Origin of the sequence: Variovorax sp. V93 (assembly GCF_041154485.1) — a bacterium.
GTDB classification, from domain to species: Bacteria; Pseudomonadota; Gammaproteobacteria; order Burkholderiales; family Burkholderiaceae_C; genus Variovorax; species Variovorax beijingensis_A.
In genome coordinates, this window is sequence record NZ_AP028669.1 from 2,555,557 (window position 1) to 2,580,615 (window position 25,059).

26 protein-coding genes are annotated in these 25,059 nt (G+C 67.9%); 14 read left to right on the plus strand and 12 right to left on the minus strand.

The genetic code is table 11. The features are described 5' to 3' along the window. Positions 1–15 precede the first annotated feature (15 nt). Genes ACAM54_RS12120 through ACAM54_RS12130 form a run of 3 tightly spaced genes read right to left on the minus strand, consistent with a single transcriptional unit; the run spans position 16 to position 3,836 of the window. Positions 16–1,893, minus strand: coding sequence for a dipeptide ABC transporter ATP-binding protein (locus ACAM54_RS12120; RefSeq protein WP_369650830.1), 1,878 nt, complete (start codon positions 1,891–1,893; stop codon positions 16–18). A gap of 24 nt (positions 1,894–1,917) precedes the next feature. After that, entirely contained in the window at positions 1,918–2,874 is a 957-nt protein-coding gene (locus ACAM54_RS12125; RefSeq protein ID WP_369650831.1) for an isoaspartyl peptidase/L-asparaginase family protein, read from the minus strand. After that, entirely contained in the window at positions 2,871–3,836 is a 966-nt protein-coding gene (locus ACAM54_RS12130) for a MurR/RpiR family transcriptional regulator (RefSeq protein WP_369650832.1), read from the minus strand. The genes ACAM54_RS12125 and ACAM54_RS12130 overlap by 4 nt, the downstream gene beginning before the upstream one ends. A gap of 241 nt (positions 3,837–4,077) precedes the next feature. On the opposite strand from ACAM54_RS12130, the gene ACAM54_RS12135 reads away from it, so the two are divergent. Then, a complete protein-coding gene (locus ACAM54_RS12135; RefSeq protein ID WP_369650833.1) occupies positions 4,078–4,536 on the plus strand; it encodes a MerR family DNA-binding protein in 459 nt (152 codons plus the stop codon). 2 nt (positions 4,537–4,538) lie between these two features. On the opposite strand, the gene ACAM54_RS12140 is transcribed toward ACAM54_RS12135, so the two are convergent. The 3 genes from ACAM54_RS12140 to ACAM54_RS12150 all read right to left on the minus strand — a co-directional run bounded on the left by ACAM54_RS12140 (position 4,539) and on the right by ACAM54_RS12150 (position 6,328). Then, entirely contained in the window at positions 4,539–4,997 is a 459-nt protein-coding gene (locus ACAM54_RS12140; RefSeq protein ID WP_369650834.1) for a GNAT family N-acetyltransferase, read from the minus strand. A 99-nt stretch (positions 4,998–5,096) separates the two neighbouring features. Next, a complete protein-coding gene (locus ACAM54_RS12145; RefSeq protein WP_369650835.1) occupies positions 5,097–5,660 on the minus strand; it encodes a hypothetical protein in 564 nt (187 codons plus the stop codon). After that, a complete protein-coding gene (locus ACAM54_RS12150) occupies positions 5,657–6,328 on the minus strand; it encodes an N-acetylmuramoyl-L-alanine amidase (RefSeq protein WP_369650836.1) in 672 nt (223 codons plus the stop codon). The genes ACAM54_RS12145 and ACAM54_RS12150 overlap by 4 nt, the downstream gene beginning before the upstream one ends. Positions 6,329–6,593: 265 nt before the next feature. Between ACAM54_RS12150 and ACAM54_RS12155 the strand changes: the two genes are divergently transcribed. Continuing rightward, on the plus strand, positions 6,594–7,622 hold the full coding sequence (locus ACAM54_RS12155) for an aldo/keto reductase (protein WP_369650837.1): 1,029 nt from the start codon (positions 6,594–6,596) through the stop codon (positions 7,620–7,622). Here ACAM54_RS12155 and ACAM54_RS12160 read toward each other — a convergent pair. Next, positions 7,619–8,512 (minus strand): LysR substrate-binding domain-containing protein, encoded by an 894-nt coding sequence (locus ACAM54_RS12160; RefSeq protein ID WP_369650838.1) that lies wholly within the window; start codon positions 8,510–8,512, stop codon positions 7,619–7,621. The two genes, ACAM54_RS12155 and ACAM54_RS12160, sit on opposite strands and share 4 nt — an antisense overlap. Before the next feature lie 87 nt (positions 8,513–8,599). Between ACAM54_RS12160 and ACAM54_RS12165 the strand changes: the two genes are divergently transcribed. Both ACAM54_RS12165 and ACAM54_RS12170 read left to right on the plus strand, forming a co-directional pair. Then, a complete protein-coding gene (locus ACAM54_RS12165; RefSeq protein ID WP_369650839.1) occupies positions 8,600–9,772 on the plus strand; it encodes an NAD(P)/FAD-dependent oxidoreductase in 1,173 nt (390 codons plus the stop codon). 57 nt (positions 9,773–9,829) lie between these two features. Next, complete coding sequence (locus ACAM54_RS12170) at positions 9,830–10,861, plus strand: class I fructose-bisphosphate aldolase (RefSeq protein ID WP_369650840.1); 1,032 nt, start codon at positions 9,830–9,832, stop codon at positions 10,859–10,861. A gap of 1 nt (position 10,862) precedes the next feature. On the opposite strand, the gene msrA is transcribed toward ACAM54_RS12170, so the two are convergent. The 5 genes from msrA to ACAM54_RS12195 form a co-directional block, all read right to left on the minus strand. Next, positions 10,863–11,567: a peptide-methionine (S)-S-oxide reductase MsrA gene (gene msrA, locus ACAM54_RS12175; protein ID WP_369650841.1), complete on the minus strand. Its 705-nt coding sequence runs from the start codon at positions 11,565–11,567 to the stop codon at positions 10,863–10,865. Between the two features lie 274 nt (positions 11,568–11,841). Next, the gene (locus ACAM54_RS12180; RefSeq protein WP_369650842.1) at positions 11,842–13,356 is read right to left on the minus strand and encodes an alpha/beta hydrolase family protein; all 1,515 of its coding nucleotides are present in this window, start codon (positions 13,354–13,356) and stop codon (positions 11,842–11,844) included. A gap of 183 nt (positions 13,357–13,539) precedes the next feature. Then, a complete protein-coding gene (locus ACAM54_RS12185; RefSeq protein ID WP_145743739.1) occupies positions 13,540–14,448 on the minus strand; it encodes a transglutaminase family protein in 909 nt (302 codons plus the stop codon). Positions 14,449–14,472: 24 nt separating this feature from the next. Then, a complete protein-coding gene (gene mnmC, locus ACAM54_RS12190; protein ID WP_369650843.1) occupies positions 14,473–16,332 on the minus strand; it encodes an FAD-dependent 5-carboxymethylaminomethyl-2-thiouridine(34) oxidoreductase MnmC in 1,860 nt (619 codons plus the stop codon). 7 nt (positions 16,333–16,339) lie between these two features. Continuing rightward, positions 16,340–16,612 carry an oxidative damage protection protein gene (locus tag ACAM54_RS12195; protein ID WP_012748083.1) on the minus strand — a complete coding sequence of 91 codons (273 nt, stop codon included), beginning with the start codon at positions 16,610–16,612 and terminating at the stop codon, positions 16,340–16,342. A gap of 136 nt (positions 16,613–16,748) precedes the next feature. Here ACAM54_RS12195 and ACAM54_RS12200 point away from each other — a divergent pair, with 136 nt between their 5' ends. The 10 genes from ACAM54_RS12200 (at position 16,749) to ACAM54_RS12245 (ending at position 25,015) form a co-directional block, all read left to right on the plus strand. Then, entirely contained in the window at positions 16,749–17,789 is a 1,041-nt protein-coding gene (locus tag ACAM54_RS12200) for a sulfate ABC transporter substrate-binding protein (protein ID WP_369650844.1), read from the plus strand. 51 nt (positions 17,790–17,840) lie between these two features. Continuing rightward, the gene (ssuE, locus tag ACAM54_RS12205; RefSeq protein WP_369650845.1) at positions 17,841–18,425 is read left to right on the plus strand and encodes an NADPH-dependent FMN reductase; all 585 of its coding nucleotides are present in this window, start codon (positions 17,841–17,843) and stop codon (positions 18,423–18,425) included. Between the two features lie 120 nt (positions 18,426–18,545). Next, complete coding sequence (locus ACAM54_RS12210) at positions 18,546–18,680, plus strand: hypothetical protein (RefSeq protein WP_012748080.1); 135 nt, start codon at positions 18,546–18,548, stop codon at positions 18,678–18,680. 35 nt (positions 18,681–18,715) lie between these two features. Beyond that, entirely contained in the window at positions 18,716–19,672 is a 957-nt protein-coding gene (locus tag ACAM54_RS12215) for a sulfonate ABC transporter substrate-binding protein (protein ID WP_145743747.1), read from the plus strand. Then, the gene (locus tag ACAM54_RS12220) at positions 19,672–19,821 is read left to right on the plus strand and encodes a hypothetical protein (protein ID WP_369650846.1); all 150 of its coding nucleotides are present in this window, start codon (positions 19,672–19,674) and stop codon (positions 19,819–19,821) included. The genes ACAM54_RS12215 and ACAM54_RS12220 overlap by 1 nt, the downstream gene beginning before the upstream one ends. 22 nt (positions 19,822–19,843) lie before the next feature. Beyond that, positions 19,844–21,013 (plus strand): FMNH2-dependent alkanesulfonate monooxygenase, encoded by a 1,170-nt coding sequence (gene ssuD / locus ACAM54_RS12225; RefSeq protein ID WP_145743749.1) that lies wholly within the window; start codon positions 19,844–19,846, stop codon positions 21,011–21,013. An 8-nt stretch (positions 21,014–21,021) separates the two neighbouring features. After that, positions 21,022–21,876: an aliphatic sulfonate ABC transporter permease SsuC gene (gene ssuC, locus ACAM54_RS12230; RefSeq protein ID WP_369650847.1), complete on the plus strand. Its 855-nt coding sequence runs from the start codon at positions 21,022–21,024 to the stop codon at positions 21,874–21,876. A gap of 11 nt (positions 21,877–21,887) precedes the next feature. After that, positions 21,888–22,862, plus strand: coding sequence for an aliphatic sulfonate ABC transporter substrate-binding protein (locus ACAM54_RS12235; RefSeq protein ID WP_369650848.1), 975 nt, complete (start codon positions 21,888–21,890; stop codon positions 22,860–22,862). Next, the gene (locus ACAM54_RS12240; RefSeq protein WP_369650849.1) at positions 22,859–23,689 is read left to right on the plus strand and encodes an ATP-binding cassette domain-containing protein; all 831 of its coding nucleotides are present in this window, start codon (positions 22,859–22,861) and stop codon (positions 23,687–23,689) included. The genes ACAM54_RS12235 and ACAM54_RS12240 overlap by 4 nt, the downstream gene beginning before the upstream one ends. A 39-nt stretch (positions 23,690–23,728) precedes the next feature. Continuing rightward, positions 23,729–25,015: an O-acetylhomoserine aminocarboxypropyltransferase/cysteine synthase family protein gene (locus ACAM54_RS12245; protein WP_369650850.1), complete on the plus strand. Its 1,287-nt coding sequence runs from the start codon at positions 23,729–23,731 to the stop codon at positions 25,013–25,015. Positions 25,016–25,059 lie beyond the last annotated feature (44 nt).

The window sequence follows — 25,059 nt, forward strand, 5'->3', positions numbered from 1 at the left end:
AAATCTGCCGGTCGCTCAGAAGGCGCCGCCGATGGCGTGCCGCGCCACGAAGTGGCCCGGCGCCACCTGCACCAGCGGCGGCACATCGGGCTCGTCGCCCACGGCGCGGATCGGGCTGGGGATCTCGCCTTCGAGCAGCGCGCGCGGCTTGTGGCGGCGCGACGGGTCGGCCACCGGCACCGCCGCCATCAGCTTGCGGGTGTAGGCATGCTGCGGCGCTTCGAACACGGCGCGGCGCGGGCCGATCTCGACGATCTGTCCCAGGTACATCACGGCCACGCGGTGGCTGATGCGCTCCACCACCGCCATGTCGTGCGAGATGAAGAGGAACGCCACGCCCAGCTCGCGCTGCAGGTCGAGCATGAGGTTGACGATCTGTGCCTGGATCGACACGTCCAGCGCCGACACCGATTCGTCGGCCACCACCACCTTGGGGTTCAGGGCCAGCGCGCGTGCAATCGCGATGCGCTGGCGCTGGCCGCCCGAGAACTCGTGCGGATAGCGCTGCGCCACCTCGGGCGGCAAGCCCACCTTCTGCAGCAGCCAGTCGACGCGCTGCTGCGCTTCCGCGCCCTTGGCGATGTTGTGGATCAGCAGCGGCTCCATGATCGAGAAGCCGACCGTGACGCGCGGATCGAGCGAAGCGAACGGGTCCTGGAAGATGAACTGGATGTTGCGGCGCAGGGCTTGCAGCTCGCGCGTGGGCAGGTCGCGGATGTTCTGGTCGCCGAACTCGATCGCGCCGCTCTGGCTCTCGACCAGGCGCAGCAGCGAGCGGCCGGTGGTCGACTTGCCGCAGCCCGATTCGCCGACCAGCGCCAGCGTCTCGCCGGGGTACAGGTCGAAGCTGATCTTCTCCACCGCATGCACGCGGCGCTTCACGCGGCCGAACAAGCCGCTGCGCACGTCGAAGCGCGTGACGAGGTCGCGCACGCGCAGGATCGGGCCGGCGCCTTCGCGCACGGTGCTCTGCGGCGTGGTGCTTGTGCAGGGCACGGTCTCGGGCGTGCCTTCGGTGCGCAGCAGCTCGAACTTGGCGGGCAGGTCAGTGCCCTGCATCGCGCCGAGCTTGGGCACGGCCGACAGCAGCGCTTTGGTGTAGGGGTGCTGCGGCGAAGCGAACACCGTATCGGAGCTGCCTGCTTCGACCTTGTCGCCGCGGTACATCACGAGCACGCGGTCGGCAATCTCGGCCACCACGCCCATGTCGTGCGTGATGAAGAGCACGCCCATGCGCATCTCCTTCTGCAGCTCGCGGATGAGCTGGAGGATCTGCGCCTGGATCGTCACGTCGAGCGCGGTGGTGGGCTCGTCGGCAATCAGCAGCTGCGGCTTGCACGAGAGCGCCATCGCGATCATCACGCGCTGGCGCATGCCGCCCGAGAGCTGGTGCGGAAAGCGGTCGAGCACGTTGCGCGCTTCGGGAATGCGCACCAGCTCCAGCATGCGCAGCGCCTCGGCGCGTGCGGCCGCGTTGCTCTTGCCCTGGTGGATGCGGATGGCCTCGGCGATCTGTTCGCCCGCGGTGAACACCGGGTTCAGCGAGGTCATCGGCTCCTGGAAGATCATCGCGATGTCGGCGCCGCGGATGTTGCGCATCTCGGCGTCGCGCGCCTGCGCGAGGTCGAGCACTTCGCCGCTGCGGCGGCGAAACGCCATGCGCCCGCCCAGGATGCGGCCGCCGCCGTGTTCCACCAGCCGCATCAGCGCGAGCGAAGTCACCGACTTGCCCGAGCCCGACTCGCCCACCACCGCGAGCGTTTCGCCATGGTCGACGTGGAAGGAAAGGTTCTTGACCGCATCGACGGTGCGCTCGGAGGTCGAGAAGCGCACGGTGAGGTCGTCGACGGCGAGAACGCGGCCGTCTGGCAGGGCGAGGGCAGGGGAGGACATGGTGCGAGAAAAAACGTGTGCGTGTCAGGCGAAGATGGCGGTGCGGGGTGCTTCGTCGCCGCGCGCGTGGCCGCGGTACATGCCTTCGGTGTTGAAGGCGAGGCTCAGGTTGCCGTAGCGGTCGATGGCGATCAGCCCGCCGGTGCCGCCGATGGCGGGCAGCGACTGATGCACCACGGCGTGCGTGGCGGCTTCGAGTGTGGCGCCGCCATAGGCCATGCGCGCACAAATGTCGTAGGCGGCAGCGACGCGGATGAACATTTCGCCGCTGCCGGTGCACGAGACGGCAGCGGTGCGGTCGTCGGCATAGGTGCCGGCGCCGATCAACGGCGAATCGCCGATGCGGCCGACGCGCTTGTTGGTCATGCCGCCGGTCGAGGTGGCGGCGGCGAGGTGGCCGTGCATGTCGAGCGCGACCGCACCGACGGTGCCGAACTTCTTGTCTTCGTCGAGCGGCGGCGTCATGGCCGCGCCTTCGTGGTCGGTCACCACGCGGCCGGTGTCGCGCACGCGGTAGAGCTGCTGGCGGCGCGCCTCGGTGGAGAAGAAGAAGGGCTCGACCATTTCGAGGCCGTGCTCGCGCGCGAAGGCTTCGGCGCCCGCGCCGGCCAGCAGCACGTGGGCGCCGTCCTCCAGCACGGCACGCGCGGCGCGCACCGGGCGGCGGATGTGGCAGACGCCGGCAATGGCGCCGGCGGCGAGCGTGGCGCCGTCCATCACGGCGGCATCGAGCTCATGGGTTTCCTCGTGCGTGAAGACCGCGCCGTGGCCCGCGTTGAAGAGCGGGCACTCTTCGAGCAGTTCGACCGCGAGGCAGGTGGCGTCGAGCGCGGATGCGCCCTTGAGCAGCTGTGCCTGTGCAGCCTGCACGATGCCCTGCAACGCGTCGTGGTAGGCCTGCGCCTGCGTCGCACTGGTGGTGGCGGCGCTGATGGTGCCGGCACCGCCGTGGATGGCGATGACGGGTGTGATGTTCTTCATCGGGAAGCTTTCTTCTTTTTCTGGCGAACGCCGGCCGGTAACGCGCCGACGGGCAGTGCCGAGGAGACTTCCGACCGCGGCAGGCCCTGCGCGCCGTGCAGCCAGGGCCGCACCGCCTGCAGGATGCGGCTCGCGGACTGCACCGCGCGCGGCGCACGCAGCGCCACCGCGCTGGTCAGCGCCTCGATCAATGCCAGCACGCTGGTTTCGCAGTTCGGCCGGTAGCTGGTCTCGGTCTGGCAATAGAGCGCCACGTCCGCCAGCGGCGCCAGCGGCGAACTCGGGCGGTCGGTCAGCGCCAGCACGGCGCAGCCCTGGCCCCTGGCGATCTGAGCCAGCGCCACCGTGTCGGTGAGGTAGCGCGGAAAGGTCAGGCCGATGAACAGGTCCTGCGGGCCGGCATGCATCAGCGTGCGTGCCGCATGCGTGACGCCGCTGACGCTCGACAGCATCCGCACGTCGCTGCAGCTGCCGTCCAGTCCGTGTTGCAGCAGCCCGGCGAGCCAGGCGCTGGCGCCAAAGCCACCGATGTAGATCGAGCGCGCCTTCAGGATGCGCTGCACCGCGGCTTCGCAGGCGGCGTAGTCCAGCGACTGGCGCGTGGCTTCGATGTTGCGGCGGCTCTCGTCGAGCGCGGTGGCGAACACCTCAGCCACCGTGGTCGGGTGCTCGAGGTTGCCGCGCAGGCGCTCCACTGGCGCCACCAGCGATTCGAAGCCGCGCACGAGTTCGGCACGGAAGGTGGCGTAGCCGTCGAAGTCCAGCGCCCGCGCAAAGCGGTTGGCCGTGGCCACCGACACGCCCACCGCGGCGGCGAGTTCGTCGATGGGCAGCGTGGCCACCTGCAACGGGTGCTCCAGCACGAAGTCGGCCACCTGGCGGTGCGAACGCGTCAGCCGCGGCAGCGCCTGCGCAATGCGCTGGGCCACGGTGGTGCCATTGGTGTCGACGTTGGTGCTCATGGGGCGGGCGTGCACCTCGAAGGGTGCGCGCAATGAAAATGAATTTACAAATATATGTCAGTTAAGAAAATTTTCTGTCATTTTCGGACGATATTGCAAGTAGCGGGCCAGGAACGAGCGGCTTTGGCGCAAAACCAAGGGATTACCCTGATGCCGCCTTTGAGGCCCGCCGTGCGGCTTCTTGACTCTCCCACGGTGTGAAGGCCAAGACTCCGTTCTTTGGCTTTCGAAGGAGAACTCCATGGAACACCGCATGGCACTGGCTGTTGGGGCGCGCTTGTCTGTTGCCGAGGTTGTTGCCCGGTCCGGCGCGTCCGCGCAATTGCTGCGCGACTGCGAGTCGCTCGGATTGCTCGACGGCATGGCGCGCAACGAAGAGGACGGCCGCCGCTATGACAAACGCGCAGTGTCGACACTGCGCTTCGCGCGAAGGGCGCACGCGCTGGGATTCGAAACACCGGAAGTCGCCGAGTTGCACGCGCTGTGGCGCGACGGGCATCGCGCGAGCTTCGATGTGAAGCGCATCGCGCTCGAACGGGCGGACGATCTGGCCCAGCGGATCGAGGAACTCGCGCACATGCAGCGATTGCTGGAGCGCCTGGCCCACTGCTGCGACGGCGATGGCCGCCCGGAATGTCCCATCCTGGATGAGCTGGCCGGCCTCGAGGGGTTCGCCGGCTGCGAGGCGCGACGCGGGTAAGGTTACGTCGCGGCCTTTTCCTTCTGCATGAAGACGCTCAACGGATCGTTGGGATAGTCGCCGAAGCGCTCGCGCCGTGCATACCCCGCACGCGCATAGAACGCGAGCGCCTTGGGCTGGCGCACGCCCGTTTCCAGCCGGAACACGGCGCATCCGCGCGCCGCCGCTTCGACTTCGAGAAAGTCCAGCACCTTCGCGGCCACGCCTTGCCCGCGGTTCTCGGGCCGCACGTACATGCGCTTGAGTTCGCCATAGCCGGGGTTCATGACGAGGGCGCCGCAGCCGATGGCCGTGCCCGCCTCGTCGCGCGCGACCGCGAACAGTACGTGGGCCGTCGACAGCGCCGCAATGCCGATGCCGTAGTGGCTCTCGGGCGGGTACAGCGGCTTCTGGTACGCATCGAGGTCAGCGATGAGCTGGATGACGTCGAGCTGGTCGGGGCGTTCGAGGGCAACGTTCATGCGGAGGGATTCCGTTGGTTCGCGGAATCTTATGGTGCTCCTGGGGCCAAAAGAAAACCCGCCGAGGCGGGTTTGGGAGGTTTTGCCGTGGTTGGCGCGTCAGGGCTTTTCGCGGCTGGCCCGGAACCACTTCAGCCGGCGCTCCACCTCGTCAGGCGGAAACTTCCCTTCAGCCGCCAGTTTCCTTAGTGCTCGCTCGTGCGCTCGATACTGCGCGTCCTTCAGGAGTGCCATCTTGCGCTCACCGCAAGGAGCGCAATCGTAGAAGCCCGGTGGACTGGCCGCGAGCTTCATCTTCGCGTCGTACTCTTGGGTGTTGATCCGCCCTGTGGGTTCAACGCCCATGGCGAGGATCTTCCCGTTCTGGAAGGTAACGAGCGCGCTCCCTTTACACCCTGTGGTGTCGGTGTTTTCGGGGTTGTAGGCCTTCCATGGAACCCTGCGCATGTGCTGCAAGGCATAGCGGACATCCTCTTCTGTCAACACGACGTCGTCGCAATCCAGGACATCCTTGTTTTCCCAGGCAGTTTGGCCTGAAGGTTCTGTAATCTCCACTTTCTGCACATATGCGAGGGGATAGCGCCTGTCGGCTGCCTGCGCCGGAGATGCGATCGCGGCCAGGATCAGCGCCGCCACGGTCACGCGAATGTGGGTCTTGTTCATGGCGTTGGTACGGGCAGATTCCAATTCGCACCCTGGGCTTCCGTTGGATTCTTTCTGCTGACTACGGGATGACGAAAGATTTCACTCGAAGGAATCTGCATGGAATCTTCGAGCGCCTTGACAAGCCACGAGAGAGATAGATTTTGAGCTGCAGTCGGGGTACCGAATATGCCGAACTCACCTCGTTGTTTTTCGAGCGGCCACTTTGCTGTTTCACCTGGTGGCTTGAATCCTACCGGCAGCGTTGCCCTGCCAACCATCTCTATCCCGATGGCCTCCATGTTGCTCGGATAACGATCACTGGGCGGCTTGCGCATTTCAATGCGATGCATTCCTTCCACTCCCGCATTCGCATAGTCGCGCAGGGTGCACGGCATTGCGGCCCCTACGGCCAAGCATCTCGCCTTCAGCGGCCCCACGTGATTCGTGCGCTGATAGATCGCCGCGGTCTGATAGATCGTCCCATCCGTATCGATGAGAAAGTGTGCGCCGTTCGCCTTAGGGCGCTTGTAGCTGTTCAGTGAAGACGCAGAGGTATCGGCGTCGGTTTGATGCACGACGATGCCCGTGATTGCACTGGTCCGCCTGCCTCGTTCGATTTCGGGGCTGCGAGCATTTCTGACTCGCGCGTGATTAATCATTCCGTTTGCGTCAATTTCGACAAGCATGCGGTTCCTCCTGAAAATTTATTAGTTGTCGATTCTCTTGAGAGGCGTTTCTTGCGGGATCAGATGCCACACAGATCACCACCTCGCGGCACATGCTACAGGCCACCGAAGGGGTTTCTGTGAAGGCTTTGTCAACTACTCCTGGCCAATGCTGCAAAGCCCATTCGCTCGGATGGGTTCATCGCTTGATCCAACAATGGCCGCCGACAAGCCGGTCAACCTTTCGGCTTTCTTCCTGAATCTGCAATTGCGAAGGAGCAGCACCTTGGAATACCGTCACCTCGGCAAATCGGGCCTCAAGGTCCCCGTATTGAGTTTTGGCACCGGCACTTTCGGCGGCAAGGGCGAGCTTTTCAGCGCCTGGGGCCAGACCGACGTGGCCGAGGCGCGCAAGCTGATCGACATCTGCCTGGAAGCGGGCGTCAACATGTTCGACAGCGCGGACATCTATTCGGCCGGCGCGGCCGAGTCGGTGCTCGGCGAGGCGATCAAGGGCCGCCCGCGCGACCAGCTCCTCATCTCGACCAAGGCCACCTTTCGCAGCGGCGAGGGGGCGAACGAGGTGGGTTCGTCGCGCTACCACCTGGTGCGCGCGGTCGATGGCGCGCTCAGGCGGCTGGGCACCGACTACATCGACCTGTTCCAGCTGCATGGCTTCGACGCGAGCACGCCGGTGGAGGAGACGCTGTCCACGCTCGACGACCTGGTGCGCGCGGGCAAGCTGCGCTATGTGGGCGTGTCGAACTTCTCGGGCTGGCACCTGATGAAGTCGCTGGCGGTGGCCGAGCGCTACGGCTACGCGCGCTACGTGGCACACCAGGCCTACTACTCGCTGGTCGGGCGCGACTACGAATGGGAGCTGATGCCGCTCGCGCAGGACCAGGGCGTGGGCGCGGTGGTCTGGAGCCCGCTGGGGTGGGGCCGGCTCACCGGCAAGATCCGCCGCGGCCAGCCGCTGCCGGCCACCAGCCGCCTGCACGTGACGGCCGACATGGGGCCGCCGGTGCCCGACGAGCTGCTTTTTCGCGTGGTCGATGCGCTCGAGAAGGTCGGGGCCGAAGTCGGCAAGACGGTGCCGCAGGTGGCGTTGAACTGGCTGCTGCAGCGGCCGACGGTGTCCAGCGTGGTGATCGGCGCGCGCGACGAGGCGCAACTGAGGCAGAACCTCGGCGCGGTAGGCTGGAACCTCAGGCCCGAGCAGGTCGCCGAGCTCGATGCGGCCAGCGCCACGACGCGCGCCTATCCGTACTGGCACCAGCAGGGCTTTCTGGAGCGCAATCCCAATCCCGTCTAGGACGGCGCGAGCCCGAGCACCCAGCGCTCGAAGTGCTCCAGCGCCCCGGAAGCCGGGCGGCCCTCGGGGTAGGCGAAGTAGTAGCCCTGGCGCACGTCCAGGTGCCGGTCGATCGGGATCACGAGCTCGCCGGTGCGCAGTTCGCGCTCGATCAGGATGCGCGGCGCCAGGCCCACGCCCATGCCGGCAGCCGCGGCGGCGGTCACCATGGTGAAGAGCTCGTAGCGCGGCCCGCGCGAGGCGTGCACCGTGTAGTCCCAGCCCTGCTGCGCATACCAGTCGCGCCAGGCATGGGCGCGCGTGCCCAGGTGCACGTGTCGGCAGCGCTCGAAGGCGGATTCGTCCCACGGCCCGTTGGCGTCGCGGAAGGCGGGGCTGCAGACCGGCACCATCTGGCCTTCGGAAAAGATCAGCCCGCCCTGGGTGCCGGGCCAGAACTGGTCGCCGAAATAGATGGCCGCGTCGTAGGCGTTTTCCTGGAACGAGAAGGGCTGCGAGCGCGCCGAGAGGTTGACGGTGATGTTGGGATGCCGCCGGCTGAAATCGGGCAGCCGCGGGATCAGCCATTGCGTGGCGAAGGTGGGCACCACGGCCACTTCGAGCACGAAGCCCATGTCGTGGCCGGCGCTGATCTCCTGCGTGTCGCGCCGGATCTGGTCGAGGTGGCGGCGGATGCGCGCCGCGTACTCGCGCCCGGTGTCGGTGAGCGTGAGGCGCCGCCGCACGCGCGAGAACAGCGCCACGCCCAGCCGCTGCTCCAGCGTGGCCACCTGCCGCCCGACGGCGCTCTGCGTCAGCGCGAGTTCGGCCGCCGCGCGGGTGAAGCTCCCCAGGCGCGCCGAGGCCTCGAAGGCCTGCAAGGCACCCAGGTTGGGAATGTCTTTTCTCATCGTTGCTATTCTGCGTGCCGGGCTCGCGGTTTTTTGCGGCGGCTTGCGCGGATTGGACCTGTCGGCGAACAGCAAGAAAGGAATTTCATGCGTCGTGTGGTGATCATCGGCGGCGGTGCCATCGGCTCCGCCATCGCCTATTTTCTCAACCGGGATCCGCAGGAGGAACCGTTCGACGTCACCGTGGTCGAGCGCGATTTTTCGTACACGCAGGCTTCGTCGGCCTTGTCGGCCAGTTCGATCAGGCAGCAGTTTTCGAGCGCCATCAACATCGAGATGTCGCTCTACGGCATCGACTTCTTCCGCCACCTGGGCGAAAACCTGCGCGTCGGCGACAACGTGCCCGACATCGGGCTGGTCGAGCCGGGCTACCTGTACCTGGCGCCGCCGGAGGGCCTCGACGTACTGCGCGAGAACCACTCGGTGCAGAAGGCGCACGGCGTCGACGTGGTCCTGCTGGCGCCCGACGCGCTGCAGGCGCGCTTCCCGTGGATCTCGACCGAGGGCATTGCCCTGGCCTCGCTGGGCCTTTCGGGCGAGGGCTGGTACGACGGCTACAGCCTGTTGCAGGCCTTTCGCAAGAAAGCCATTTCGCAGGGCGCGCGCTATGTTCAGTTGCAGGCCACGGGATTGAAGCGCAGCGGCCGCGCGGTGGCGGGCGTGGAACTGGACATCGGCAACGTGCTGGAGGCCGACGTGGTGGTCAACGCCGCCGGCGCCTGGGCTTCCAGGGTGGCGGGCTGGGCCGGCATCGACCTGCCGGTGCGCGCGCGCCGCCGCATGGTGTTCAGCTTTTCGTGCCCCGAGACCCTGCCGGGCTGCCCGCTGGTGATCGACACTTCGGGCATCTGGCTGCGCCCCGAAGGCCGGCGCTTCATCTGCGGCTTTGCGCCGCCCCAGGACCGCGACCGCGACGACGCGCCGCTCGAAGTCGACTACCGCGTCTTCGACGATTTCATCTGGCCCGCACTGGCGCACCGCGTGCCCGCCTTCGAGGCCATCCGCATGACCGGCGCATGGGCCGGCTATTACGAGATGAACCTGTTCGACCACAACGCGATCCTCGGCCTGCATCCGGACTGCGACAACCTGTTCTTCGCCAACGGCTTCTCCGGGCACGGGCTCCAGCAATGCCCGGCTGCCGGGCGCGGCGTGGCGGAACTCATCCGTTATGGCGAGTACCGCAGCCTCGACCTGTCGCCGGTGTCGTTCGCCCGCATTCTCGAGAACCGGCCGCTGGTCGAGAAGAACGTGATCTAGCCTCGGCGCGGGTGGAGGCGTACGATCTTTTGCCAAGCAAGCGAGGGTCTCAGCATCATGACTGCACAGGCATTGGTCGACACCGCCCGGGCGCTGGTCGCCGGCGACAAGGGCTTGCTCGCGATGGACGAGAGCAACGCCACCTGCCACAAGCGCTTCGCGAAGCTGGGCATTCCCCAGACCGAGGACGCGCGGCGCGACTGGCGCGAGCTGATCGTCACTGCGCCGAACCTCGGCGCCTGCATCAGCGGCGCGATTCTCTTCGATGAAACCATCCGCCAGCGAACCAGCACGGGCGCATCCTTCGTCTCGGTGCTCAGCGGCGCGGGCATCGTTCCCGGCATCAAGGTCGACACCGGCGCGAAGCCGCTGGCGGGCCATCCCGGCGAGACGGTCACCGAAGGCCTGGACGGCCTGCGCGAACGGCTGGCCGAATATGCCGGCATGGGGGCTCGCTTCGCCAAATGGCGCGGCGTCATCACGCCCGGCCCCGGCCTGCCCAGCCGCGCATGCATCGAGGTCAACGCCCATGCGCTGGCCCGCTACGCGGCCCTGTGCCAGGAGGCCGGACTCGTTCCCATCGTCGAGCCTGAGGTGCTGATGGAGGGCGACCATTCCCTCGCGCGCTGCGCGGAAATCACCGAGGAGACGCTGCACGCGGTGTTCGCCCAGCTGCGCCTGCAGGGCGTGCTGCTCGAAGGCATGCTGCTGAAGCCCAACATGGTGCTGCCGGGGCAGGCCTGTCCGATACAGGAGAGCGTGGACGAGGTCGCCGACGCCACGGTGACGTGCCTGCTGCGGGTCGTGCCCGCGGCCGTGCCGGGCATCGCATTCCTTTCGGGCGGCCAATCGGCGCAGCTCGCCTCCGCCCGGCTGAACGCCATGAATGCGAGATCCGGGGCGCGCGTGCCGTGGGCGCTGGCGTTTTCATATTCGCGCGCCGTCCAGCAACCGGCGCTGGACGCCTGGAAAGGCGACGCCGCCAACGCCGCATCGGCGCAGAAGGCGCTGGTGCACCGTGCCCGCTGCAACCAGGCCGCGCGCCGCGGCGCCTACGACGGGCTGGCGGACGCGCCGGAACCCGGCTGAGTCAGCCGCCTTTTGCTGCATTCACCAGCACGGGCGTCGATCGATAGCTTTCCGGGAACAACTTCTTCAGGTCTTCGATCTTCGGCAGGTCGTTGAACACGATGTAGCCGTGGTTCGGGTGGCGTGTGAGGAAGTCCTGGTGATAGGCCTCGGCCGCATAGAACGGCTTCCCCATCTCGATGGTGGTCGCCAGCGGCTTGCCGAAGGTCCTGGCCTGGTTCAGCTGCACGATGTATGCCTTCGCGATGTGGGCCTGTTCGGCGTTCTCGGCAAACACGGTGGAGCGGTATTGAGGCCCTGTGTCCGGTCCTTGCCGGTTCAGCTGGGTCGGGTCGTGCGCCACCGAGAAATAGATCTGCAGCAGCTTGCCGTAGCTGATCTGCCGCGGGTCGTAGGTGATGCGCACCGCTTCGGCGTGGCCGGTGCGGCCCGAGCCCACGTGCTCATAGCGCGCCGTCTTGGCGCCGCCGCCGGCATAGCCCGACACGGCGTTGTTCACGCCCTTGACGCGCTGGAACACGCCTTGCACGCCCCAGAAGCAGCCGCCGGCGAACACGGCCGTGTCGTACTTCATGGTGGGCGAGGCCGGCAGGTCGATCGCGGGTGCCGGCACGCGCCGGGCCGGCTCTGCGAACGAAGGCACGGCGGGCCAGGCCAGCGCCGCGGCGGCAGCGAACATGCCTGCAGTGAGTGCGGGGAATCTCATGGGCTGTCCTTGAAGAAGGCTGGATGCCAGGCCGATGGGAGCGACATTGCCGCTGATTCCAGCCCACGTCAATGTTCGGGGCCGACGTGCCGGTTCAGCCGCTCGATGAGCCCCGGCATGTCGAAGCCCTGCGACGCCACCGACTTGGGCTCTCGCCATGCGGGGCGCGAACATCGGCGTGACGAAATGCAGCGCTCGTGGGCGGCCTGTGGGTGGAGGCGATGCTACAGCGCGGCCGCCGGGCACCTGCCTATCCACCTGCCGATCACATCGCTCAGGGCGGGCAGGGGCGTGCGGCGGCCGCCCCTGGACGCGTGGCCTTGCTGGTGCTGCTTTCGTCCACCGTGCCGAGCGGGCGCGTGAACGTGCAGCCATAGGCCGGGTCCGCCACCGTGGCGGCGGTGACCACGTCGTCGCCCGCCGGCTTCACGCCGTCGCGCTCCCACTTGACCATGGCATCGAAGGCCTCGACCTGTTCGGCGATCGTGAAGTCGCAATGCGAGATGCCGCGCACTGCGCGCTGCACCAGCCAGCCGCCGTTGCCCTTGGCCGCCACGCGCTGGTGGTAGATCTGCTCCATGCTGAAGGGCACGTACAGGTCGCCCAGCGTGTGCAGCGTGACCACCGGGATCCTGAACTCGCCGTTGGCCTTGGGAATCCAGCGCAGGCCATCGGTGCGCAGGCGGTTGGCGTCGGCCGCCGCGCTGAGCTTGAGCACCGAGGCATTCAGCGCCGTGGTCCCCGGCACATCGCCGTCGATGGTGTAGGTGAAGCGGTTGGTGTCGAGCGTGCTCCGGTTCAGGATGCCGTTGACCGTGCCGTCGCTGCCGAACACGCCCCATACCGCCGCGAACGAGCCGCCCTGCGTGAAGCCGAGGTCGAACATCGGCCGTTCGCCGCCCGTGAGGTTCTTCACCACCGAACCGAACTTCAATCCGGTGGCCGTGGGCGTGCCCGGGAAGGCGGTGTACAGCGCGCCGGTGACCTGCGCCTTGATGTCCGCCCAGTTGACCGTCGGGTACTTCGGCAGCCCCGCGAGCGCCTGCGCGGCGACCTGCGCGCCCGCGAAGTAGTCGAACAGCTCGGTGTCGCCCATCACGCCGCACATCGGCACCGCGCCGTGGTACTTCATCTTGTGATTTTCGGTGGCGAAGGCCTCGTCCTCGATGGCTGCCGCCGTGATGTGGCCGCCCATCGAATGGCCCGTGATGTAGATCCTCGAGGGCGCCGCGAGCTCGCGGCCGTTGGCCTTGGCGATGGCGTTGAACTGCAGGGCCAGCGCGTTAGTGTCTTCCACGCCCGCGCGCACGTCGTAGAAATTCTTGCTGTAGCTCGAGGCGGCCCAGGCGTAGCCGTTCTGGATCAGGTGGCGCCGGATGGAGGGGTTGTTTACCTGCAGCAGGTTGCTTTCCCCGGCGTAGCCGTGCGCGTACATCACGAGCTTGCCGTTCCAGTTGGCGGGCACCTCGACGTGGTACTGCGCGCCGCCGAGCATGCCGGCCCAGCGGCTGGTGGTGGTGTTGTCGACGGTGTCGCCTGCATCGGGAGCCAGCGCCGCGAAGGTGGTGGCCGCGGGGTCGGCGGGGGCGAAGGAGTTGCGGCTGTCCTGCAGCCGCGTTTCTTCGGGCGGCGGGGGTGGCGCAGGTGGAGGAGGCGGTGCCGGCGGCGCGGGTGCCGGCGCCGGCGGCAGTGGCGTGAAGGCAAAGCCGTTGCCGCCGCCGCCCCCGCCGCAGGATGCGACGGCAAGGCTGGCTGCAAGGGCAAGAAATGTCAGGCGCGCGGAATGCATGGGATGTCTCTCTCCGTTCTTGTGTTGTTGGGAAGAAGCCCGGCGCAGCGCAGCCTCGCGCGGCCGTAGAGAACGACCGTGCTATTTCGCTGGACCGGCGGCGCAGCGTAGGGGCGTTGCCGGGCGCACCGGCCCGGGCTTTCCCGTAGCAGCTATCTCCTGCGCGACACCGCGCGCGGCGTGTCAGCCCTTGCGGCGCGTCACCACCACCGTGGCTTCGAGGCCGTCATAGGCCTCGGCATCGCCATACCAGCTGCCCGAGATCGGCGCGGCCTGCGCCGGGTCGCGCGTGACGCCGACGCGGATCAGCTGGCCGCTGCCCATGAGGTTGTTGGTGGGGTCGAAGGCGAGCCAGCCGATGCCCGGCAGGTAGGCCTGCAGCCAGGCATGCGTGGTGCCGGCGCCGGTCATCGATTCGCCGGGGGCCTGGGCCGCGCGGTCGAGCGCGGCGTCGTACAGGTAGCCCGAGACGAATCGGGTGGCAATGCCCAGGCGCCGCGCGGCCTCCATCATCAGCAGCGCGTAGTCGCGGCAGCTGCCGCTGCCGAGCGCCAGCGTCTGCAGCGGCGTCTGCGTGCCTTCCTCGTCGCGTGCCTTGTATTCGAGGCTCTGGCCGATGTGCGCGTTCATGCGCGCGAGCACTTCGCGCGTGCTGTTGGGCTGGTCGATGTGCAGGAACTGGTGGGCCCAGCGGATCAGCGTGCCGTTGGCATCGTCGTCGTGGTGGGGGCGCAGGTAGTGCTCGAGGTCGAGGCGCTCCTGCACCGAATAGGCGAAGGGCAGGAACTCGGCGGCCGGATCGAGCGCGAGCTGGTCCTGCTGCGCCGGCACGTGCTCGATGGTGAAGGAGCACACGATGCGCAGCTCCGTGGCCTCGCCCATGGGCTGCACCAGCGCGACCGAGTTCGAATGCGGGTCCTGGATCAGCCGCGTGAACGACTCGGGGCTCACCTGCAGGTCGGTGGCGAGCACGCGCAGGTCGTGGCTGTCGCGCGGACGGAACATCACCCGGTGCAGGCCGAAGGTGACCGGCTTCCTGTAGCGGTAGACGGTGGTGTGGATGATGTCGTATTGGATGGCCATGCGCTGCATTCTGGGGCCTTGGCGCGGCAGCGCCTACGCTTGCGTTCGATCGGTCGCGAGCGCCTTGGCCAGATTGGCCGGCAGCGGCAGCGGCTCGCCATGCCATTGCGCGGCCAGCAGCTCGGCGCACAGGGCCGCGAAGCTCAGGCCGCGCGAGCCCAGCGCGGTGCAGGCCCAGGGAGCGGGTGCACCGGACGCGCCATCGGCATCGAGCGGGCCGACCAGCGGCCGGCGGTCGCCCGATGCGCAGCGCACGCCGACCCAGGCGCGGGCCTCGCCGCGGTCGAGGCTCGCGGCCAGCGCGGCGGCCGCGGCGGGGTGCAGCCGCTCCAGGCGCTCGCGGTTGGCGCCGGCATCGGCGCCGTTCGGTTCGAGGTTGGCGCTGTCGCGGTCGAAGGTGGCGCCCGCCAGCCAGAGCTGGGCGCCATCGTCGGTGGGTACATGCGCGATCAGGTGGCCGTCGCCATTGATGGGGGTCGCAGGAAGCCCCTCATCCGCTGCCATGGCACCCCACATGACCTGGCCGCGCACGGGCTGCAGCGGGAGCCCTGGCGCGAAGCGGCCCGATTCGAAGCCCGCGGCGACCACCACGCGGTCCGCCTCGGCCAGCAGCCGGTCCGCCGCATCGAACAGTCGCCATGCGCCGTCGCCGTGCGCCATGCGTGCCACCCGTGCGTTGCCGCGGAACTCGATGCCCGGCCCGCGCAGCCAGGCCGTGATCAGCCGATGCGGCCGGACCCAGCCTGCGCGCGCATGCCAGAGGGCCGGCGCATCGGCCGGCAAGCGGGCCTCTGCCAATTGAGCGGCGCTCGCGGGCCACGATTCGTTGGGGCCGCTGTCGCTCCAGCCGGCGGGCACGCGCGTGCCGCCCTCGGGCCGGCGCTCCAGCACGCCGCTGGCGCGCCAGTCGCGGCCTTCCTCCAGCAGCCGTTCCAGTTCATGCCAGGTCGCGCGGATGCCGGCACGCGTGAGCCGCGACAGCAGGGCATCGTCGGGCGAGACATGCGGTGCCATCACGCCGGCCGGCAGCCCGGAGGCACCGGCGGCGGGGTGGCCCGCCGCGTCGAGCACCGTGACCTGCCATCCGCGCCGCGACAGGCTGGCGGCCACCGCCGCGCCGGCCAGCCCGGCACCGATCACGGCGCAGCGGCCCGGCGTTTCGACGTGCCCGGGTGCGGGGCCGCGGCGGCGAACCGTCCAGGCCGGCGCGAACACGCCGCCCAGGCAGTCGCGCTTGGGCGGCAGGCCCGGCCGCCTTTCGAGCTGGAAGCCGTTCTGGGAGAGCGCATCGCGCACCGCACGTGCATAGGTCCAGGTGGCCAGGCCGGTGCCCTGGCGCGCAAAGCGCGACACCGCCTTCAGCGTGTCGGGCGACCACATGGCGGGGTTCTGCTGCGGGCTGAAGCCGTCGAGGAAGATGCTGTCGGCCTCGAAGCGCTGCGCCCGCAGCATCGGCTGCACGTCGCCGATGCACAGCGTGAGCAGCACGTGGCCGGCGTCGAAGGCCAGCCGGTGAAAGCCCGGCAGCAGCCCGTGCCACTGCGCGGCCAGTTGTTCGGCCAGCGGCATCAGCTCGGGGTAGGCCCCGGCGGCGCGCAGCAGGTCTTCGGGCCCGACCGGATGGGCCTCGATGGAGACGAAGTGCAGCATCCGCGGCCGGTTTGCGTCGGCGCGCCAGGCCTGCCAGCTTGTCAGGAAATTGAGCCCCAGCCCGAATCCGGTTTCGAGAATCCGCCATTGAGGGCGTCGGGACCAGGCTGCGGGCAGGCCGCAGCCACCCAGGAACACGTGGCGCGACTGCGCCAGTGCCCCGGTTTCGGTGTGGTAGATGTCGCCGAAGCGCTCGCTGTGTGGCACGCCGTCGGCGCGCCAGGCGACGGGCTCGGCGGCCAAGGCGGGCTCAGTTCGAGGGGGGAACGTAGCCCTGCGCGACGTCCGCGCCTTCGCCGAAGAAGTGCTTTTCCATTTGCCGGGCCAGGTACTGGCGGGCGCGCAGATCGGCCAGATTCAGCCGGTTCTCGTTGACCAGCATGGTCTGCTGCTTGAGCCAGGCGGCCCAGGCTTCCTTGCTGACGTTTTCCCACAGGCGCTTGCCCAGTTCCCCGGGATAGGGCGGGAAGTCGAGCCCTTCGGCCTCTTTGCCGAGCTTGATGCACTGAACCATGCGTGCCATTTTGATTGCCTCTGGTGGGGAAAGCGGTTGCTTAGTTGATTTGGCTATTTAGAACTGAGAACTCGGTCGTTCCAGTTTCCATATGTCGTATTGAGAATACGCAGCTTCATTGATATGCCTTTTTGAACAAGACACCATGAGCCTTCGCCGCGACTTTATCAAGCTTTCCCTGGGGGCCGGCGTGGCCGGCGCCATGGCCCTGACGGCATTGCCGTCGTTCGCGCAGCAGGGCGCGGCGCCCGTGACGTTGCTCAACGTGTCGTACGACCCGACCCGCGAGCTCTACGTCGACTACAACCGCGCGTTCGCCAAGTACTGGAAGGGCAAGACCGGGCAGGACGTGACGATCAAGCAGTCGCACGGCGGCTCGGGCAAGCAGGCCCGCTCGATCATCGACGGCATCGATGCCGACGTCGCCACGCTGGCGCTGGGCGGCGACATCGATGCGCTCGCCACGCACGGCGGGCTTGTCAAGCCCGACTGGCAGAAGCGCCTGCCGCAGAACTCGGCGCCCTACACCTCGACCATCGTGTTCCTGGTGAAGAAGGGCAACCCCAAGGGCCTGAAGGACTGGGACGACCTCGTCAAGCCCGGCGTGCAGGTGATCACGCCCAACCCCAAGACCTCCGGCGGCGCGCGCTGGAACTACCTGGCCGCCTGGGAATTCGCCAAGCGCAAGTACGGCAGCGACGCCAAGGCCAAGGAATACATCGGCAGCCTGTTCAGGAACGTGCCCGTGCTCGACACCGGCGCGCGCGGCTCGACCATCACCTTCGTGCAGCGCGGCGTGGGCGACGTGCTGCTGGCCTGGGAGAACGAGGCCTTCCTGGCGCTGAAGGAATTCGGCGCCGAGAAGTTCGAGATCGTGGTGCCGTCGATTTCGATCCTGGCCGAGCCCACCGTGGCGGTGGTCGACAAGGTGGTCGACAAGAAGGGCAGCCGCGCGGTGGCCGAGGAATACCTCAAGTACCTGTATTCGGACGAAGGCCAGGACATTGCAGGCCGCAACTTCTACCGCCCGACCTCGGAGAAGGCCAAGGCCAAATACGACAAGCAGTTTCCCAAGCTCACGCTGGTGACCATCGACCAGGCCTTCGGCGGCTGGGCCAAGGCCGACAAGGCGCACTTTGCCGACGGCGCTTCGTTCGACCAGATCTACACCGCCAAGCAGAAGTAATTCGCCTCGCTCCCTCGAAGCGCACTCCCGAAGAAAAACCGAAAGCCTCCTGTGTCCGTTCTCCTGATTGCCGGCAGTCCCTCCGCACCTTCTCGTTCCACCGCCTTGCTCGAGGCCGTGGGCGAGCGGCTGGCCGGCCGCAAGGCGCACATCGAGCGGCTTGCGATCCGCGATCTGCCGGCCCAGGCGCTGCTGCTGGCCGACTGGAACCATCCGGCCATCGAGCGCGCGATTGCGCAGGTGGCGCAAGCGCGCGTGGTCGTGGTGGCCACGCCGGTCTACAAGGCCGCCTACAGCGGCGTGCTGAAGGTCTTCCTCGATCTGCTGGCGCAGAACGCGCTCAAGGGCAAGACCGTGCTGCCGCTGGCCACCGGCGGCAGCCCGCACCACATGCTCGCGCTCGACTACGCCTTGCGGCCGGTGCTGCATGCGCTCTCGGCGCGCCATATCCTGCCGGGTGTCTATGCGACCGATTCGCAGATCACGCTGACGCCCGAGAACGCCTACCAGGTGCATGCCGACCTGGCCGAGCGGCTCAACGAAGCCGTCGAGGTGCTCACTACCGAAGGACTGAAGCTGCCGGCCACGCATGGCTTCGAGCCCGTGCCTTTCTCCAGGGTGCGATGTAGCGTCTAGAACGGGTTCCTGATCGAACCCGAGTCCGGCCAGCCCCATTTCCTGTTCCCGTTTTTTCAAGTCGCCGCTGCGCGTCGAGGGCGCAGCTTTGCCTGAAGTTCTTGCACAAGGAATCCACCCATGAACCCCGTTGCCACCGAAGACTCCGCGCTCGACGCGCAGCCGCGCTCCATCTGGAAGGCGCTGCGGGACCTGGCCATCAGCACGATCGTGGTGACCGCTATCGCGCTCATCGTCGGCTTCATCTCGGCCTGAGGCCGCCTCCACCCGCATTCGAAAAGGACGAGCCCATGACTTTCCTCTCCCTCCCGCGCCGCCGCCTGCTGCAGGGTGCCGCCGCCGCCATCGCAGTGCCTTCCTTCGCCGCGCTGGCCCAGGCGCCGGCGCGCCAGTTGCGCATCGGCCACCAGAAGGGCGCGCTGAGCATCCTCAAGGGCCGCGGCACGCTCGAGAAGCGCCTGGCCCCGCTCGGCGTGGCCGTGAAGTGGACCGAGTTCACCGCGGGCCCGGTGCAGCTCGAGGCACTGAACGTCGGCTCCATCGACTTCGGCGACGTGGGCGAGGCGCCGCCGATCTTCGCGCAGGCCGCCGGCGCGCCGCTCGCCTACGTGGCCACCACGCTGCCGCGGCCCCAATCGGAAGCGGTGCTGGTGCCCAGGGGCTCGGCCATCCGGACCGTGGCCGAGCTGAAGGGGAAGAAGGTTGCACTCAACAAGGGCTCGAACGTCCACTACTTCATCGTCAAGCTGTTCGAGAAGCATGGCCTTGCCTACAGCGACCTGAACCTCGTCTTCCTGCCGCCGGCCGATGCGCGCGCAGCCTTCGAAAAGGGCTCGGTCGATGCATGGGTGATCTGGGACCCGTTCCTTGCCGCCGCCGAAAAATCGCTCGAGGCCCGCGTTCTGGCCGACGCGACTGGCGTGGTGGGCAACCGCGGCTACTACTTCTCGTCGCTCGGCTACGCCGCAAAGAATGCCGACGTGCTGGCCATCGCGATCGAGGAGATCAACAAGGTCGACGTCTGGGGCACCGCCCACAGGAACGATCTTGCCGCCGAGTTCGCTGCCCTGTGGGGCCTGCCGAAGCCGGTGGCCGAACTGACGGTGGCGCGCGCGGCCTATGGCACCAGTCCCATCAGCAAGGCTGTGCTCGCCGAGCAGCAGAAGATCGCCGACACCTTTTTCGACCTGAAGCTGATCCCCCGAAGGATCAGCGTGCTCGAGGCCGCTGCGGCGGGCATCGCGTGATGCAGGAAGCCTTGCGCCATCGCGCCGCCCGCGTGCTCGCCACGACCACGCGCGCCTGGGGCATTGCGGAGCCGCGGCGCCTGCGGACTGCATCGCCGCGCTCGCGCTGCGCGCTGCCCCGCGTGCGCGGCGTCTTCTTCGCCATTTGACGCAGCACCACCGAAAGACGACATGCAGATATTCTGGTTTCTCCCCACCCATGGCGACAGCCGCTATCTCGGCACCAGCGAAGGCGCGCGGCCCATCGACCTGGCCTACCTGCAGCAGATCGCGGGCGCGGCCGACAACCTCGGCTACGAAGGCGTGCTGATTCCCACCGGCCGCTCCTGCGAAGACCCGTGGGTGATTGCTTCGAGCCTGATCGGCGCGACGAAGAAGCTCAAGTTCCTGGTGGCGGTGCGGCCCGGCCTGCACCAGCCCAGCCTGGCCGCGCGCATGGCCGCGACCTTCGACCGCCTGTCGGGCGGCCGCCTGCTGGTGAACCTGGTCACCGGCGGCGACCAGGCCGAACTCGAAGGCGACGGCGTGTACCTGGACCATGCGGCGCGCTACGAGCAATCGGCCGAGTTCATCCGCATCTGGCGCGAGATCCTCGCGCGCAGCCATGGCGGCCAGGCCTTCGACTACGAAGGCCGGCACCTGAGCGTGAAGGGCGCGAAGCTGCTCTATCCGCCGGTGCAGGAACCCTATCCGCCGGTGTGGTTCGGCGGCTCGTCGGCTGCCGCGCACGAGCTTGCGGCCGAGCAGGTCGATGCCTATCTCACCTGGGGTGAGCCGCCCGCCGAGGTGGCCAGGAAGATTGCCGATGTGCGCAACCGCGCCGCGCGCAAGGGCCGCACGGTGGAGTTCGGCATCCGGCTGCACGTGATCGTGCGCGAGACCGACGACGCCGCATGGAAAGCCGCCGAGGAACTGATCAGCCGCGTCGACGACGAGACCGTGATCCGCGCCCAGGCCGCCTTCGCGCGCATGGATTCCGAAGGCCAGCGCCGCATGGCCGCGCTGCATTCAGGCGGCGCGAGGCGCTCGCGCGCCGAGCTCGAGATTTCTCCCAACCTCTGGGCCGGCGTCGGCCTGGTGCGCGGCGGCGCGGGCACCGCGCTGGTGGGCGACCCGCAGACGGTGGCGGCGCGCATCGAGGAATACGCGGCGCTCGGCCTGGACAAATTCATTCTCTCGGGCTACCCGCATCTTGAAGAGGCCTACCGCTTCGCCGAGCTGGTGTTCCCGCTGCTCTCGCGCAAGGCACAGGCACGGCTTGCGGGCGGATCGCTGAGCGGGCCGTTCGGCGAAGTGGTTGCCAATCTCGATGCGCCTTCGCGCCTCGTTTCCCAAAGCTGAGGAATTTCATGACGGAACAAGTACAGGAACTGCCGGCGGTCGCGCCTTCTTCGGAAGAAAACGCCGGCGGCGCGCTCAAGGCCTTCGGCGCCAGCGTGGCGGCTCGGCTGGTGCCGTGGCTGGTGCCGGTGGGACTGATCGTCTTCTGGCAGATCGCTTCGTCGCTGGGCTGGCTCTCCACGCGGGTGCTGCCGGCGCCGGTGGACGTGGTCAAGGCCGCCTGGGCGCTGGCCGTATCGGGCGAGCTCTGGACGCACGTCAAGGTGAGTGCGGGCCGTGCGCTCGCGGGCCTCGCCATCGGCGGCGGAACGGGGCTGGTGCTGGGCCTCTTGACGGGCTCGGTGAAGTTCTTCGAGACGCTGCTCGATTCGACCATCCAGATGGTGCGCAACATTCCCGCGCTGGCACTCATTCCGCTCGTGATCCTGTGGTTCGGCATCGACGAGTCGGCCAAGCTGTTCCTGATCTCGGTGTCGGTGTTCTTCCCGATCTACCTCAACACCTTCCACGGCATCCGCAACGTTGATCCGCAGCTGATTGAGATGGGGCGCACCTACGGCCTCTCGCGCTGGCAGCTGTACCGCGAGGTGATCCTGCCCGGCGCGCTGTCGTCGATCCTGGTGGGCCTGCGCTTTTCGCTGGGGCTGATGTGGGTGATCCTGATCGTGGCCGAAACCATCTCGGCGCAGGCCGGCATCGGCTACCTCACGATGAACGCCCGCGAATTCCTGCAGACCGACATCGTGCTGGTGGGCATCCTGCTGTATGCGCTGCTCGGCAAGCTGGCCGACCTGTTCGCGCGCGGGCTGGAGCAATGGTGGCTGCGCTGGCATCCCGGCTATCAGAAAAAGACGGCGAAGTGAGGGCCGGGCACATGAAGAACATCATTTCGCGACGCGCGGCCATCGCCACGTTGGGCGCACTGGGCTCCGGTGCCGTGTTCGCGCAGGGCGGGGCCGCGCGGCCCGTCACCGTGCGGCTCGGCTACCAGAAGTCCTCGACGCTGATCGCCCTGCTGAAGGTGCAGGGCACGCTCGAGAAGCAGCTTGCCCCGCTCAACGCCACGCTGAGCTGGCACGAGTTCACCAGCGGGCTGCCGCTGCTCGAGGCCCTGAACCTCGACAACCTGGACATCAGTGCCGACGTGGCCGACACCGTGCCGGTGTTCGCGCAGGCTGCCGGCGCCGACCTGACCTTTGTCGCGCAGGAAGCGCCTTCGCCCGCAGCACAGGCCATTCTCGTGCGCGAGGACTCGCCGCTCAGGTCGGTGGCCGATCTCAAGGGAAAGAAGGTCGGCTTCGCCAAGGCGGCCGGCGCGCACTACCTGCTGATCGCGGCGCTGGAGAAGGCCGGCCTGTCCTTCAGGGACATCGATCCTGCCTACCTGACACCGGCCGACGGCCGTGCCGCCTTCGAGCGCGGCGCCATCGACGCCTGGGTCGTGTGGGATCCGTTCCTGGCGGCTGCGCAGCGCCAGGCCAGGGTGCGCGTGCTGGCCGATGGCACGGGCATCGCCTCATACCAGCGCTACTACCTCGCCAGCACCAAGTTCTCGAAGGCGCGCCCGGACGTGCTGCGCGTGGTCTATGCCGAGCTCGAGAAAACCGGCCGATGGGTCAAGCAGAACCCGAAGGATGCCGCGGCGCTGCTGTCGCCCGTCTGGGGCCTGGACGCGGCAACGATCGAGCAGGCCAACGCCCGCCGCAGCTACGCGGTGCGCCCGGTGGTGGCCGAGGCGCTGGCCGAACAGCAGCGCATCGCCGATGCCTTCTTTGCGGAAAAGCTGCTGCCGAGAAAGATCAACGCGCTCGACGTGGCGCTCTTCCAACCGGGCCTCAAATCATCATGAATGCCGTTCTGAAAGACACACGGCCGCTGGCCATCTCGGGCGGCGTTCGCCTGGAGGCGCGCGGCCTGCACAAGCGCTATGGCGAGCGCGAGGTGCTGCGCAACACGCAACTCGCCATCGAGCCGGGGCAGTTCATCGCCATCGTCGGGCGCAGCGGCTGCGGCAAGAGCACGCTGCTGCGGCTGGTTGCCGGGCTAGAGAAGGCCAGCGCCGGCGGGCTCTACACGGACGGCAAGGCCATCGACGGCCTGCACGACGACACCCGGATCATGTTCCAGGAGGCGCGCCTCCTGCCGTGGCGCCGGGTGCTCGACAACGTGACGCTCGGCCTGCCCGACGAAGCCAAGGCACGGGGCAAGGAGGTGCTCGCGCAGGTGGGCCTGGCCGACCGCGAGAACGAATGGCCGGCGCGGCTGTCGGGCGGCCAGCGCCAGCGCGTGGCGCTCGCACGGGCGCTGGTGCATCACCCGCGGCTGCTGCTGCTCGACGAGCCGCTGGGTGCGCTGGACGCGCTCACGCGCATCGAGATGCATCGCCTCATCGAGAACCTGTGGCAGCGCCACCGCTTCACCGCGCTCTTGGTGACGCATGACGTGCAGGAGGCCGTGGCGCTCGCGGACCGCGTGATCCTGATCGAGGACGGGCGCATCGCGCTCGACGAGAACATTGCGCTCGCCAGGCCGCGCTCGCAGGGCGATCCGGCGTTCGCGGCCATCGAGAAACGCATTCTCGACCGCGTGCTGCAAAAGCCCGGCGAGGCCGAATCCGCCGCCACGGACGCCAGCTGGCTGCAGCCCTCCGCGCACACGCTGCGCTGGGCGATCTGAATCCATCGTTCATCCAATCACAACGAAAAAGGCAGTCGCATGTCGCAGAACTGGAAATTCGAAACCCTGTCGGTGCACGCCGGCTATTCGCCCGAGCCGACCACGCGCGCCGTGGCGCCGCCCATCTATCAGACGGTGGCCTATGCCTTCGACAGCGCCCAGCACGGCGCCGACCTGTTCGACCTGAAGGTGCCCGGCAACATCTACACCCGCATCAACAACCCGACGCAGGACGTGCTCGAGCAGCGCGTGGCGGCGCTCGAAGGCGGCATTGCGGCGCTCGCGCTGGCCTCGGGCCAGGCGGCCGTGACCTATGCGATCCAGACCATCGCCGAGGCGGGTGACAACATCGTCAGCAGCACCGCGCTCTACGGCGGCACCTACAACCTGTTCGCGCACACGCTGCCGCAGTTCGGCATCACCACGCGCTTCGCGGACCACCGCGATCCAGCGAGCTTCGAGAAGCTGTTCGACGAGAAGACCAAGGCCGTGTTCGTCGAATCGCTCGGCAACCCGGCCGGCAACGTGACCGACATCGCGGCCATCGCCGAGATCGCGCACCGCCACGGTGTGCCGCTGATCGTGGACAACACCGTGCCTTCGCCGTACCTGAGCCGGCCCATCGAGCATGGCGCCGACATCGTGGTGCACTCGCTCACCAAGTACCTGGGCGGCCACGGCACCAGCATCGGCGGCGCCATCGTCGATTCGGGCAAGTTCCCGTGGGCCCAGCACAAGCAGCGCTTCCGGCGCCTGAACGAGCCCGACGTCAGCTACCACGGCGTGGTCTACACCGAGGCGCTGGGCCCGGCCGCCTACATCGGCCGTGCGCGCGTGGTGCCGCTGCGCAACACCGGCGCGGCGATCTCGCCGTTCAACGCCTTCCTGATCCTGCAGGGCATCGAGACGCTGGCGCTGCGCATGGACCGCATCAGCAGCAATACGCTTTCGGTGGCCCAGCACCTGAAGACGCACAAGGCCGTCAACTGGGTCAACTACGCGGCGCTCGAAGACCATCCCGACCATGCATTGGCGAAGAAGTACTTCGGCGGCCGCTCCAGCGGCGTGCTGACCTTCGGCATCGGCGCCGGCCGCGAGGGCGGGGCGAAGTTCCTCGATGCGCTCAAGCTCTTCACGCGGCTCGTGAACATCGGCGACGTGCGCTCGCTCGCTACGCACCCGGCCTCCACCACGCACCGGCAACTCTCGCCAGAAGAGCTGGCGCGGGCCGGCGTCACGGAAGACACCGTGCGCCTGTCGGTCGGCATCGAGCACATCGACGACCTCGTTGCCGACCTCGACCAGGCGCTGGCTGCCGCCGGGTGACCGCCTTGCCCTTGTTTCTCCTGCCCGAACCCTTCCTTCAACCC

What these genes read in the sequence shown, in the direction of transcription:
- ACAM54_RS12135 (WP_369650833.1), top strand. Translation starts at nt 4,078, where the DNA reads ATGGAACACCGCATGGCACTGGCTGTTGGGGCGCGCTTGTCTGTTGCC.
- msrA (WP_369650841.1), bottom strand. Translation starts at nt 11,567, where the DNA reads ATGAGATTCCCCGCACTCACTGCAGGCATGTTCGCTGCCGCCGCGGCG.
- ACAM54_RS12245 (WP_369650850.1), top strand. Translation starts at nt 23,729, where the DNA reads ATGTCGCAGAACTGGAAATTCGAAACCCTGTCGGTGCACGCCGGCTAT.
- ACAM54_RS12160 (WP_369650838.1), bottom strand. Translation starts at nt 8,512, where the DNA reads ATGAGAAAAGACATTCCCAACCTGGGTGCCTTGCAGGCCTTCGAGGCC.
- ACAM54_RS12180 (WP_369650842.1), bottom strand. Translation starts at nt 13,356, where the DNA reads ATGCATTCCGCGCGCCTGACATTTCTTGCCCTTGCAGCCAGCCTTGCC.
- ACAM54_RS12165 (WP_369650839.1), top strand. Translation starts at nt 8,600, where the DNA reads ATGCGTCGTGTGGTGATCATCGGCGGCGGTGCCATCGGCTCCGCCATC.
- ACAM54_RS12150 (WP_369650836.1), bottom strand. Translation starts at nt 6,328, where the DNA reads ATGCTTGTCGAAATTGACGCAAACGGAATGATTAATCACGCGCGAGTC.
- ACAM54_RS12120 (WP_369650830.1), bottom strand. Translation starts at nt 1,893, where the DNA reads ATGTCCTCCCCTGCCCTCGCCCTGCCAGACGGCCGCGTTCTCGCCGTC.
- ACAM54_RS12170 (WP_369650840.1), top strand. Translation starts at nt 9,830, where the DNA reads ATGACTGCACAGGCATTGGTCGACACCGCCCGGGCGCTGGTCGCCGGC.
- ACAM54_RS12185 (WP_145743739.1), bottom strand. Translation starts at nt 14,448, where the DNA reads ATGCAGCGCATGGCCATCCAATACGACATCATCCACACCACCGTCTAC.
- ssuC (WP_369650847.1), top strand. Translation starts at nt 21,022, where the DNA reads ATGACGGAACAAGTACAGGAACTGCCGGCGGTCGCGCCTTCTTCGGAA.
- ssuD (WP_145743749.1), top strand. Translation starts at nt 19,844, where the DNA reads ATGCAGATATTCTGGTTTCTCCCCACCCATGGCGACAGCCGCTATCTC.
- ACAM54_RS12145 (WP_369650835.1), bottom strand. Translation starts at nt 5,660, where the DNA reads ATGAACAAGACCCACATTCGCGTGACCGTGGCGGCGCTGATCCTGGCC.
- ACAM54_RS12125 (WP_369650831.1), bottom strand. Translation starts at nt 2,874, where the DNA reads ATGAAGAACATCACACCCGTCATCGCCATCCACGGCGGTGCCGGCACC.
- ACAM54_RS12220 (WP_369650846.1), top strand. Translation starts at nt 19,672, where the DNA reads ATGCAGGAAGCCTTGCGCCATCGCGCCGCCCGCGTGCTCGCCACGACC.
- ACAM54_RS12235 (WP_369650848.1), top strand. Translation starts at nt 21,888, where the DNA reads ATGAAGAACATCATTTCGCGACGCGCGGCCATCGCCACGTTGGGCGCA.
- ACAM54_RS12215 (WP_145743747.1), top strand. Translation starts at nt 18,716, where the DNA reads ATGACTTTCCTCTCCCTCCCGCGCCGCCGCCTGCTGCAGGGTGCCGCC.
- ACAM54_RS12210 (WP_012748080.1), top strand. Translation starts at nt 18,546, where the DNA reads ATGAACCCCGTTGCCACCGAAGACTCCGCGCTCGACGCGCAGCCGCGC.
- ACAM54_RS12200 (WP_369650844.1), top strand. Translation starts at nt 16,749, where the DNA reads ATGAGCCTTCGCCGCGACTTTATCAAGCTTTCCCTGGGGGCCGGCGTG.
- ACAM54_RS12240 (WP_369650849.1), top strand. Translation starts at nt 22,859, where the DNA reads ATGAATGCCGTTCTGAAAGACACACGGCCGCTGGCCATCTCGGGCGGC.
- ACAM54_RS12130 (WP_369650832.1), bottom strand. Translation starts at nt 3,836, where the DNA reads ATGAGCACCAACGTCGACACCAATGGCACCACCGTGGCCCAGCGCATT.
- ACAM54_RS12140 (WP_369650834.1), bottom strand. Translation starts at nt 4,997, where the DNA reads ATGAACGTTGCCCTCGAACGCCCCGACCAGCTCGACGTCATCCAGCTC.
- ACAM54_RS12195 (WP_012748083.1), bottom strand. Translation starts at nt 16,612, where the DNA reads ATGGCACGCATGGTTCAGTGCATCAAGCTCGGCAAAGAGGCCGAAGGG.